This window comes from Streptomyces roseochromogenus subsp. oscitans DS 12.976 (assembly GCF_000497445.1).
GTDB lineage: Bacteria > Actinomycetota > Actinomycetes > Streptomycetales > Streptomycetaceae > Streptomyces > Streptomyces oscitans.
This window is the reverse complement of record NZ_CM002285.1, coordinates 3,082,851-3,093,970: the sequence shown is the minus strand read 5'-3', so window position 1 is coordinate 3,093,970 and position 11,120 is coordinate 3,082,851. Positions and strand designations below refer to the sequence as shown.

Sequence of the window (11,120 nt, the reverse complement as noted above, 5' to 3'; positions counted from 1 at the left end):
CCTGCGGGGCCGTGGTGGTGGCTGCGGCCCCCGCGGCCGCAGTACCCGCCGCAGCCGGGGTGACAGGAGCACCCGGCTTGTAATCGGCGAAGAAGTCCCACCAGGCGCGGTCTACCGAATTCGGGTCCTGGAGGTACTGCTGATAGATCTCGTCGACGAGCCACTCGTTCGGACCGAACGCGGCAGCGGGGTTCTTCCCGGCTTGGTCGTCGGTGGAGACGCTCGGGTTACTGGGGGACTGTGGCGACACGGCGGCAACCGCCCTCTTCCGCTTCACAAGGTGATGGACAGCGGGAATAAAGGCTACGCCTCTGTGGCCGGGAAGGTCAGGTCGAGCAAGGTCATCGTCGCGTAAGTCACATCGGAAATCTTGTTTCAGGGCTTGATATGGCGGGAAACAAGCGTGGTTCCGCAGGTGAGAGGGTGCACCGGTCCCGGCCCGGCGCGCCGCTCTCGTGCGGGTCGCGCGGGCCTGCCCCTGATCACACGTGTCCAGCTGCACGGCTACGGCGCGGACACTCGTGGATCTTGTGCTTCCGGTGGGAACTTTACGTCAACTTGGAACGGAAGACAGTCCCGGAAGGGTGACGATGATCCGGCAGCCCCGTTCGGATTCGGCCACACCGATCCGGCCGCCGTGCAGATCCACCGCCCAGCGGGCGATCGCCAGCCCGAGCCCCGTACCGCCGTCGCTGCCCGGACCGTGCGGCCGGGTCACCGCGCCCCGGTTGAACCGCTCGAACACCCGGTGCCACTCCGAGCGCGGAATGCCGGGGCCCTCGTCCAGGACCTCCAGCTCCAGCGACTCCGGCTGCGGCCCGCGCCGCGCCTTCACCGTCACCCGGCCGTGCGGCGGGCTGTGCTTGACCGCGTTGTCGATCAGATTGGCGACGACCTGGTGGATCCGCTCGGGATCCGCGTGCGCGGTCAGCTCCGGCGGGGAGACGTCCAGGTGGAGGTGGACGTCGGTGCGCGTGTGGCTGCCCGAGCCGGAGGCTATGCCGGCCCGCGCCGAGGCCACCATGTTGGCCTCCTTCAGCACGCCCGAGAGATACGGCCACACCTCGAAACGGCGCATCTTCAGCGGTACGACGCCGTTGTCGAGCCGGGACAGGTCCAGCAGGGTCTCCACCAGCCGGCCGAGCCGCTCGGTCTGCTTCAGGGCCGTCCGCATGGTCTCCTGGTCGGCCTCGGTGACCCCGTCGACGATGTTCTCCAGCACCGCGCGGAGCCCCGCGATGGGCGTCCGCAGCTCATGGGAGACATTCGCGACCAGCTCTTTTCGCTGGCGGTCCTGGGCCTCCAGCTCGTCCGCCATGACGTTGATCGTCTGGGCCAGGTCGCCCAGCTCGTCCCGGCGGCCCTCGCTCACCCGGCGCGTGTAGTCGCCCTGGGAGATCGACCGCGCCACCGCGTTCATCTCGTCCAGCGGCATGGTCAGCGAATGCGCCACGAACTGTGTGATCAGCAGCGTGGCGATCATCGAGAAGACGGTGATGAAGCGCAGCTCGGTCTTGGTGTGCACCGCGACGATCGACAGTCCGGTGGTGATCAGCACCGCGATGACGACGAGCGCGCCCAGCTTGGTTTTGATCGAGAACGGGCGCACGCCGCCCCAGGGATCCTCCCCGGGGCTCCTCCGCGCGGCCGGGCGCCCGACGCTGCTCATGGCGTGGGCGTCTCCAGGGCGTACCCGACGCCGTGCACGGTGCGGATCCGCTCGGCGCCGATCTTCCGGCGCAGCGCCTTGATGTGGCTGTCGACCGTACGGGTGCCGGAGGCGTCCGCCCAGTCCCACACCTCGGCCAGCAACTGCTCCCGGGAGAGCACCGCGCGCGGGGTGTTCGCCAGGCACACCAGCAGGTCGAACTCGGTGGGCGTCAGATGGACGTCCTCGGACTTCACCCGCACCCGGCGCTGCGCGTGGTCGATCTCCAGCTCACCGAGGCGCAGGATGCCCGAGCGTGGTGTCGCCGCGGCCAGCGCCGCCCGCTCCACCCGGCGCAGCAGCACATGCACCCGCGCGGCCAGCTCCCGCATCGAGAACGGCTTGGTCATGTAGTCGTCCGCGCCGACCCCGAGACCGACCAGCATGTCCGTCTCGTCGTCGCGCGCGGTCAGCATCAGCACCGGCACCGGGCGCTGCGCCTGCACCCGCCGGCAGACCTCAAGGCCGTCGAAGCCCGGCAGCATGATGTCGAGGATCAGCAGATCGGGCTGCCAGGCCTCGGCCGTGTCGACGGCGGCCGGGCCGTCCATCGCGGTCTGTACGAGAAATCCCTCGGCGCGGAGCCGGGCCGCGATGGCGTCGACGATCGTGGGATCGTCCTCGACGACCAGTACCCGGCGCTGTGCGCCCGGGGAAGTCGTCGCCGCGCCGCTCTGGGAGGTGTGTGTCTGCTCCATCGCCCGCCCCTGCTTGTTGCTTTCCGGAACCAGTGGGGTGATCCCATGTCTGCGATTGACGCTTGAATGATCCGCGTCAGGACTGCACATTACGGGGATCCACCGTGCTGTCGCTATCCAGGTCTGACGCCGAGGTGCACCGCGTCCGGAACGCCCCGGGCAACGGGCACCTCTTCGGTACGCACCTGCCGGAACCCGGCATTCCGCAAGGTTCCTTCAAATTCCGGAGAGGGCTCGGCCGACCACACCGCGAGCACCCCGCCGGGTCTCAACACCCTTGAACAGGCGGCGAGTCCGGCCGGTGAGTACAGGGTGTGATTGTCGTCCGTGACCGTCCAGCCCGGGCCGTTGTCGATGTCCAGGCAGAGTGCGTCGAACGTGTCACATGTCTCATGGACGAACGCCATGAGATCGCCTTCCACGACCTCGGTGCGCGGATCGCCTAGCGCCCCTGCGGACACCTCGGCCAGCGGCCCGTCCCGGTGCCAGCCCACGACGGCCGGCTCCCGCTCGACGACGGTGATCCGCCCCCACCTGGGGTCCGCAGCGGCATGTGCGAGTGAGAATCCCACGCCCAGCCCGCCGATCAGCACGTTCGGTGCCGGCCGCCCGTCCAGCGCGTCGTACGCGGCGTCGACCAGCAGCCGCTCCGAGCGGCCGTCGGAGGTGTCCATCAGGAAACAGCCGTTGGCAATGATCTGCAACAGTCCTCCATGCCGGCGCAGCACCACCTCGCCGTACGGGCCGTCGCGCCGGTCGAGGACCACGGGGGAGTCGTACACGGCAGTCATGCCCCCATCCTGCTTGAACGAGTCCTGTCGTTCATGGGAATTGCGGATGGCGGCACGGCGGCTCGAACGCAATATTCACCATCGAGCATGCGTTTGAGTAGTTTCGGCGGGGCATGGACGTCAACGGAGCGTGAGAGGTTGCTGTGAATCGGCTCTCGCGTGGCGTCGGTCATAGACAGCGGCCCCCGGAACCCGAAGGGTTGGGCGCGACGGAAGGAGTTCCGCAACGTGGAACGGACCGCGACGGGCCCAGCGGCGGCCGCGACGCCACCCCTGCCGGGCCTGCCCCTGGCCGACGGCACCGCCGCCGTCCCGGCTCCCGCGCTCGCCGACCTGCTGGACGGCATGCCGCGCCAGCGGCACGCCACGGCCCCCGTTCCCGTCCCCGCCGCGGACCTCGCCGTCGTCCCCGTCGCCATCGAGGCGCGCCCGGCCGTACGGTTCCCGCGCATCTGGCGGCTGCTGCCCACCCCGGCCGTCACCCCGTTCACCTTCGCCTACACGGCCATCCTGGCCGTCACCTCCCTGATCGCGGCTGTCGCCGACCCCGGCCTGATCCAGGCCCTCTACCAGGACTCCAGCACGGACGTGGCCCACCTGGTGTGCTCGCCCGTCGTGGTGCTGCTGGCGAGCGCGCTGTGGATCGCGGGCGGTGTCCTGTCGCCGTACGCGCTCGCGTTCGTGCTGGTGCTCACCTCGCTGGAGCGGCGCATAGGCGGTGCGCGAGCCGCTTGTGTCTTCCTGGCGGGCCACGTCCTGGCCACCCTCGCCACCGAGGTTCCCGTGGGCCTGGCCGTCCTCTTCGGCCACCTGCCCACCACCTCACTGCACCGCCTCGACTACGGCATCAGCTTCGGCGTGGCCGCCAGCATCGGCTCGCTGTCCGGCCTGCTGCGCCCCTGGCTCCGCTGGCCCCTCCTCGCCCTGGTGGGCTGGTTGCTGGTGAGCGACCTGATCGAGTTCGCGGACCCGATGACGGACTGGGGCCACCTCATCGCCCTGACGATCGGTGTGGCGGGCTGGCCTCTGGTCCGCCGCTGGCAGCGCCCGGGCTGAATCGCTCACAGCGAACAAACCCAGGGAACACCAGCCCACCCCTCCACGGTTGAGTCGGCATAGCTCAACTTGACTGCCGAAGGGGAGATCATGGCTGCTGAGTCCACGGCGTTCACGCTCGTACTGCCCGTGCTGCCGCTCGACGACGAGGTCGTGCTGCCCGGCATGGTGGTTCCGCTGGACCTGAGCGACGCCGACGTACGGGCCGCGGTGGAGGCCGCACAGGCCGCCGCCCGGTCGGAGCCGGGCAAGCCCAGGGTGCTGCTGGTGCCACGCGTCGACGGCACGTACGCGAAGACCGGTGTGCTGGGCACGGTCGAGCAGGTCGGCCGGCTGGCCGACGGTGACCCGGGGGCTCTGATCCGCGGCCGGAGCCGCGTGCGGATCGGCGCCGGCACCACCGGTCCCGGCGCCGCCCTGTGGGTCGAGGGCGCGCGTATCGACGAGAGCGTGCCGGACCCGCTGCCGGGTCAGGTCGCGGACCTGGTCAAGGAGTACAAGGCGCTCGCCACCACCTGGCTGAAGAAGCGCGGCGCCTGGCAGGTCGTCGACCGGGTCCAGGCCATCGAAGGCGTTTCCGCGCTCGCCGACAACTCCGGCTACTCGCCGTTCCTCACCACCGAACAGAAGGTCGAGCTGCTGGAGACCGCCGACCCGGTGGCCCGGCTGAAGCTCGCCACGCGGCAGCTGCGCGAGCACCTCGCCGAGCAGGACGTGGCCGACTCCATCGCCAAGGACGTCCAGGAGGGCGTCGACAAGCAGCAGCGCGAGTTCCTGCTCCGCCGCCAGCTGGAGGCCGTCCGCAAGGAGCTGCGCGAGCTGAACGGCGAGCAGGACGGCGAGGAGTCCGACGACTACCGCGCCCGCGTGGAGGCCGCCGACCTGCCGGAGAAGGTCCGCGAGGCCGCGCTCAAGGAGGTCGACAAGCTGGAGCGGTCCAGCGACCAGTCCCCGGAGGGCTCCTGGATCCGCACCTGGCTGGACACCGTCCTCGAAATGCCGTGGAAGGAACGGACGGAGGATGTGTACGACATCCAGGGCGCCAAGGCGATCCTGGACGCCGAGCACGCCGGCCTGGAGGACGTGAAGGCGCGCATCACCGAGTACCTCGCGGTGCGCAAGCGCCGCAGCGACCGTGGCCTCGGCGTCATCGGCGGCCGGCGCGGCGGCGCCGTACTGGCCCTAGTCGGGCCGCCGGGCGTCGGCAAGACGTCGCTCGGCGAGTCCGTCGCGCACGCGATGGGCCGCAAGTTCGTCCGCGTCGCCCTCGGCGGCGTCCGGGACGAGGCCGAGATCCGCGGCCACCGCCGTACGTACGTCGGTGCGCTGCCCGGCCGGATCGTGCGGGCCGTCAAGGAGGCCGGATCCATGAACCCGGTGGTCCTGCTGGACGAGATCGACAAGGTGGGCTCGGACTACCGCGGCGACCCGGCCGCGGCCCTGCTCGAAGTCCTGGACCCGGCGCAGAACCACACCTTCCGGGACCACTACCTGGAGGTCGAACTCGACCTGTCGGACGTGGTCTTCCTGGCCACCGCCAACGTCCTGGAGGCCATCCCGGAGGCGCTCGCCGACCGGATGGAGATCGTCCGCCTCGACGGCTACACCGAGGACGAGAAGGTCGTCATCGCCCGCGACCACCTGCTCCCGCGTCAGCTGGAGCGGGCCGGACTCGGCAAGGACGAGGTCACGATCGACGAGGGCGCGCTGCGCAAGCTCGCCGGCGAGTACACCCGCGAGGCGGGCGTGCGCACCCTGGAGCGGTCCATCGCACGCCTGCTCCGCAAGGTCGCGGCCCAGCACGAACTCGGCGAGCGCGAGCTGCCGTTCACCGTCCGGGACACGGACCTGCGCGGTCTGATCGGGCGCCCGCACCACGTGCCCGAGTCCGCCCAGGACCCGGCCGAGCGCCGTACGTCGGTGCCGGGCGTGGCGACCGGTCTCGCGGTCACCGGAGCCGGCGGCGACGTCCTCTTCGTCGAGGCGTCCCTCGCCGACCCGGAGACGGGCGCGGCCGGTCTGACCCTCACCGGTCAGCTCGGTGACGTGATGAAGGAGTCGGCGCAGATCGCGCTGAGCTTCCTGCGCAGCCACGGCGCCGAACTGGAGCTGCCGGTGGGCGACTTGAGGGACCGGGGCGTGCACATCCACTTCCCGGCGGGCGCGGTCCCGAAGGACGGCCCCAGCGCCGGCATCACGATGACCACGGCGCTCGCGTCGCTGCTCTCCGGGCGTCTGGTGCGCACGGATGTGGCGATGACCGGCGAGGTCTCGCTGACCGGCCGGGTGCTGCCCATCGGCGGCGTGAAGCAGAAGCTGCTCGCCGCCCAGCGCGCCGGGGTGACCACCGTGATCATCCCCAAGCGTAACGAACCCGACCTGGACGACGTCCCGGCCGAGGTGCTGGACAAGCTCGACGTCCACACCGTGACCGACGTCCGCCAGGTCCTGGAGCTGGCGCTCACCCCCGCGGCGAACGGGGCGGCGCCTGAGATTCCGGTCGCGGCGTGACGGACGCGGCCGGATAGACGGAGGCCCGGGGCCCGTGAGGGAGGCCCGGGCCTCCGCCGTACGCCCTCACCGGACTCTCATATCGGTATAGCTCGGTAGAATTCAGGCGTGAGTTGGCCCCCCAAGAGCCCCTCCGGCCTGATCGGGGCCGAGATCGCGGGCTACCGGGTGGAACGCGAACTCGGCCGAGGTGGCATGGCCGTCGTCTACCAGGCCAAGGATCTGCGCCTCGGCCGGACGGTCGCGCTCAAGCTGCTCGCCCCGCAGTACACCCGCAACGACGCCTTCCGTCGTCGTTTCACCCAGGAGTCACGGGTGGCGGCCGCCATCGACCATCCCAACATCGTCCCCGTCTTCGAGGCCGGCGAGTTCGACGGGCTCCTCTACATCGCCATGTGCTACGTCTCCGGGCAGGATCTGCGCGCCCTGATCGACCAGGAGGGCCGGCTGCCGGTGGCGGTCGCGCTGCGCATGGCGGCCCAGCTGGCCTCCGCCCTGGACGCGGCCCACGCGCGCGAGCTGGTGCACCGGGACGTCAAACCCGGCAACGTCCTGGTCGCCAAGGTCGTCGACAGCGACCACCCCGAGCACGTCTATCTCACCGACTTCGGGCTGGCGAAGAAGTCGCTGTCGCTCACCGGGTTCACCACCGCGGGCGAGTTCGTCGGCACCCTCGACTATGTGGCGCCCGAGCGGATCGCCGGGCGCCCGGTGGACGGCCGGGCCGATCTGTACAGCCTGGCCTGCGTCGTGCACGAGATGCTCACGGGTGCCCCGCCCTTCCGGCGGGAGGACCAGCTCGAACTGCTCTGGGCCCACCAGTACGACCCGCCGCCCGCCCTCAGCGAGGAGCGGCCGGACATCCCGGCGGCCGCCGACGCGGTTCTCCGGCGTGCCCTGGCGAAGGCCCCGGACGACCGCTACGACTCCTGTCTGGAGTTCGTCGCGGCCCTGCGCGACGCGGTCGCCGAGCCCGTCCCCCGCCGCCGTACGCCGACCGCGGTGGACCGGGTTCCGCCGCCTGAGCCGCCTTCCTGGGCGCGGCCGTTCCTCATCTGAGCCCTTATGCGGGCCTTACCCGACTCCCGTGGTGCCGTCAAGTCCCGAGTCCTCGGAACATGACCCGGATTTCCGCTTCGGGCCTACTTGAAGTGCGGCCTCACCGGAAAGCACCGGAAAGGAAATGAGGCGGCACGGAGGGTGGAAATTCTCTCCGGAATTCCTCGCATTCAGATTTCCTCACATCCATGGGAGAAGACTCATGACTCGTAATGTGCAGACCCACGACGAAATCCGTCCGAAGCGCCGAGGTCTCCGGCTGGCGACCGTCGTCGCCTCCGCCGCGCTGGTCACCGGAGGTGTCCTCCTCCCCGTGTCCGCCGCGATGGCGGCCCCGATGCCCACGTCGACCGTGGCCTTCGTCCATGGCGGCGGAGCCGGTGGCGCCGGTGGTGACGGCGGCTCCGGGCTGGTCGGCGGCGGCGGTGGCGCCGGTGGATCCGGTGGCGGCAGCGTCCTCGGCACCGGTGGTGACGGCGGCGCCGGCGGTAAGGGCGGCGACGGGGTCCTGGCCGGTGGTGGCGGCGGTGGCGGTGGTGGCGGCGGTGAAGGCGTCATCGGCGGTAAGGGCGGCGACGGCGGTGCCGGTGGCTTCGGCATCTTCTCCGGCGGTGGCGGCGGCTCCGGCGGTGGCGGCGGCGACGGCGTCCTCGTCGGTGGCCAGGGCGGCAACGGCGGGAAGGGCGGCAACAGCATCTTCCAGGGCGGCAACGGCGGCAAGGGCGGAAAGGGCGGCTTCGGCGGCCTCTTCGGCGGCGCCGGCGGGTCCGGTGGTGCCGGTGGCATCAGCCTCTTCTGACCGTCTCTGCCGAGCCCGTCTCCGCTGAGCGCCAACCGGGTGGAGGCCGCCCAGGCCTCCACCCCCTGACCGGGCCACAGCGCCCGCACCCGAAACCCCTCACTTCCCCTCTTCACTTCCTTCTGATGGCAATCGGAGCCCTCGATGTCCACACACCTCTGGCAGCGTCCCTTCCTCCTCGCGGCGGCCTCCGCGGCTCTCGTCACCGTCACCGCGTGCGGCGCCCAGGCAGTCACCCACGCGGCCCCGGCCGCCACCGGCTACTCGGCTCTGGCGCAGCAGTCGTCGCACTGCGGCGAAGGCGGCGAAGGCGGCAAGGGCGGCGCGCCCGGACAGCCGGGTGAGCCCGGCCAGCCCGGCAAGCCGGGCTGCTCCGTGTTCAACGGCCTGCAGGACCTGCCCGACAAATCGAAGTCGGACCTCTCCCAGCTGGACAAGGCGCGGATCGCGCTGACCGTGCTGACGGGCCGGGTCACCCAGGCCGACGCGGCCAAGAAGTACAAGATCTCGGAGCAGGAAATCAGCAACTGGGAGCGTCAGCTCCTGAACGGCGACTGGCTCGCATTTCTGCAGCCGGAATCTCAGTGAGAAGTCCGGAATCTCCGTGAGAAATTCAGAGAAGGTAAATCCCATGCGCAGGCACTCCTGGAAATTCGGTCTCGGGCTCGCGGTCTCCACCTTCGTGATCGCCGGGGGCGCGATGGCACCGGCCGCGATGGCCGACACCGGCCCCGCCGGCAGCGGCTCGGGCAGCGGCCCTCCCCGCCTCAGCAGCGTCCAGCTGGGCAACGGCAGCGTCCGCGTCGGCGACTCGATCTGCGCGGGCAACTGCGACGGCACCGTCAACGGCACCAGCGGACACGACGGCGGCATCTGCGCCGGGCTCTGCAACGGCAGCGCCAACGGCGGCGCCGGCACCGACGGCGCATCGGGGCAGGACGGCACCAGGGGCGGCAACGGCGGAATCTGCGTCGGCGTCTGCTCGGGCAGCGTCAACGGCGGCGCCGGCGGGAACGGCGGCGACGCGGCGGGCACGGGCGACGGCGGCAACGGCGGTCGGGGCGGCAACGGCGGGATCTGCCTCGGTGTCGGCTGCGAGACCAGCGGTCAGGGTGGCCGTGGGGGCAACGGCGGCAGTGGCTGACTCACCCGGACGCCCCGGAGAGCGACTGCTCCGCCCACACCGTCTTGCCGACCCGGTCGTGCCGGGTGCCCCAGCGGTCGGCCAGCTGGGCGACCAGCAGCAGGCCCCGGCCGCCCTCGTCGAAGATACGGGCGCGCCGCATGTGCGGGGTGGTGCCGCTGGAGTCGTACACCTCGCAGATCAGGGTCGCGTCCCGGTGGATCAGCCGGAGCTGGATGGGCGGGCGGCCGTAGCGCATGGCGTTGGTGACCAGCTCGCTGACCATCAGCTCGGTGGGGAAGGCGGCTTCCTCCAGGTCCCACGTGGTCAGCTGGTCGTGGACCAGGTGGCGGGCGCGGGAGACGTCCGTGGGGTCGTTCCGCAGCTCCCAGGCGGCGACCCGGTCCTCGTGCAGGACCCGGGTGCGGGCGACGAGCAGGGCGATGTCGTCGTCCGGGCGGTGGCTCAGCAGCGCGGTGAGCACATGGTCGCAGAGCGCGTCCAGCGACTTCGCGGGCCGGCCGAGCGCGGCGAACATCTTGTCCAGCGCCTCGTCGATGTCGTGCTCGCGGGCCTCGAACAGCCCGTTGGTGTAGAGCACGAGCAGGCTGCCCTCGGGCAGATCGGTCTCGATGGCCTCGAACGGCAGCCCGCCGAGCCCGAGCGGCGGCCCCGCGGGCACGTCCAGGAAGCGCACGGCGCCGTCCGGGCTGACCACGGCGGGCGGCGGATGCCCGGCCCGGGCCAGGGTGCAGCGGCGCGAGACCGGGTCGTAGACCGCGTACAGACAGGTGGTGCCGATGCCGCCGGCGGTCTCGGCGGCCGGGTCCGCGCTGCCCTCGTCGGCGGCGAGCCGGAGGACCAGGTCGTCGAGGTGCGTGAGGAGTTCGTCGGCCGGCAGATCGACATCGGCGAGGGTGCGTACGGCGGTGCGCAGCCGGCCCATGGTGGCCGAGGCGCGGATGCCGTGGCCCACCACATCGCCCACGACGAGTGCCACCCGCGCCCCGGACAGCGGGATCACGTCGAACCAGTCGCCGCCCACCCCGGCCCGGGTCGCGGCGGGCAGATAGCGGGTGGCGATCTCCAGGGCCGCCTGCTCGGGCAGCGTGTGCGGGAGCAGGCTGTGCTGCAGCGCCATGGTGGTGGTGCGGGCGCGTGTGTAGGACCGGGCCTGCCGGATGCCGGCGGCCGCCCTGGCTGTGAACTCCTGCGCCAGCCGCAGCTCCTCCGGGCCGAACGGCCCCCGCCCTGGGCGCCGGCCGAAGAGCGCCACGCCGAGCGTGCTGCCCTGGACGAGCAGCGGCACCGCCAGCAGCGCGCGCGCCCCGGAGGCGCGCAGCCAGGCCGCGCCAGGGTCCGCCGCCGCCCACTC

The 11,120-nt window shown here is 71.4% G+C and carries 11 protein-coding genes; 6 read left to right on the top strand and 5 right to left on the bottom strand.

Annotated elements, in window-relative coordinates; all coding sequences use genetic code 11:
* The 4 genes from M878_RS97480 to M878_RS63040 all read right to left on the bottom strand — a co-directional run.
* Positions 1-250: 2-oxoglutarate dehydrogenase E1 subunit family protein (locus M878_RS97480; RefSeq protein ID WP_031224869.1), on the bottom strand; the 250-nt coding region annotated here is incomplete at its 3' end.
* A 303-nt stretch (positions 251-553) separates the two neighbouring features.
* Positions 554-1,669 carry a sensor histidine kinase gene (locus tag M878_RS63050; protein WP_031224867.1) on the bottom strand — a complete coding sequence of 372 codons (1,116 nt, stop codon included), beginning with the start codon at positions 1,667-1,669 and terminating at the stop codon, positions 554-556.
* Positions 1,666-2,406, bottom strand: coding sequence for a response regulator transcription factor (locus M878_RS63045; RefSeq protein ID WP_023546818.1), 741 nt, complete (start codon positions 2,404-2,406; stop codon positions 1,666-1,668). Before M878_RS63045 ends, M878_RS63050 begins: the two co-directional genes overlap by 4 nt.
* Positions 2,407-2,519: 113 nt before the next feature.
* On the bottom strand, positions 2,520-3,197 hold the full coding sequence (locus tag M878_RS63040; RefSeq protein WP_023546817.1) for a spermidine synthase family protein: 678 nt from the start codon (positions 3,195-3,197) through the stop codon (positions 2,520-2,522).
* Positions 3,198-3,425: 228 nt separating this feature from the next.
* Here M878_RS63040 and M878_RS63035 point away from each other — a divergent pair, with 228 nt between their 5' ends.
* The 6 genes from M878_RS63035 to M878_RS63010 all read left to right on the top strand — a co-directional run bounded on the left by M878_RS63035 (position 3,426) and on the right by M878_RS63010 (position 9,766).
* Positions 3,426-4,253, top strand: a complete 828-nt coding sequence (locus M878_RS63035; RefSeq protein WP_023546816.1) for a rhomboid-like protein — start codon at positions 3,426-3,428, stop codon at positions 4,251-4,253.
* A 90-nt stretch (positions 4,254-4,343) separates the two neighbouring features.
* The gene (gene lon / locus M878_RS63030; RefSeq protein ID WP_023546815.1) at positions 4,344-6,764 is read left to right on the top strand and encodes an endopeptidase La; all 2,421 of its coding nucleotides are present in this window, start codon (positions 4,344-4,346) and stop codon (positions 6,762-6,764) included.
* Positions 6,765-6,872: 108 nt separating this feature from the next.
* The gene (locus M878_RS63025; protein ID WP_023546814.1) at positions 6,873-7,823 is read left to right on the top strand and encodes a serine/threonine-protein kinase; all 951 of its coding nucleotides are present in this window, start codon (positions 6,873-6,875) and stop codon (positions 7,821-7,823) included.
* A 202-nt stretch (positions 7,824-8,025) separates the two neighbouring features.
* Entirely contained in the window at positions 8,026-8,622 is a 597-nt protein-coding gene (locus M878_RS63020) for a hypothetical protein (RefSeq protein ID WP_031224866.1), read from the top strand.
* Positions 8,623-8,766: 144 nt separating this feature from the next.
* Positions 8,767-9,210 carry a DUF1153 domain-containing protein gene (locus M878_RS63015; RefSeq protein ID WP_023546812.1) on the top strand — a complete coding sequence of 148 codons (444 nt, stop codon included), beginning with the start codon at positions 8,767-8,769 and terminating at the stop codon, positions 9,208-9,210.
* Between the two features lie 43 nt (positions 9,211-9,253).
* Positions 9,254-9,766, top strand: coding sequence for a hypothetical protein (locus M878_RS63010; protein WP_023546811.1), 513 nt, complete (start codon positions 9,254-9,256; stop codon positions 9,764-9,766).
* 1 nt (position 9,767) lies between these two features.
* Here M878_RS63010 and M878_RS63005 read toward each other — a convergent pair.
* Positions 9,768-11,120: ATP-binding SpoIIE family protein phosphatase (locus tag M878_RS63005; RefSeq protein WP_023546810.1), on the bottom strand; the 1,353-nt coding region annotated here is incomplete at its 5' end.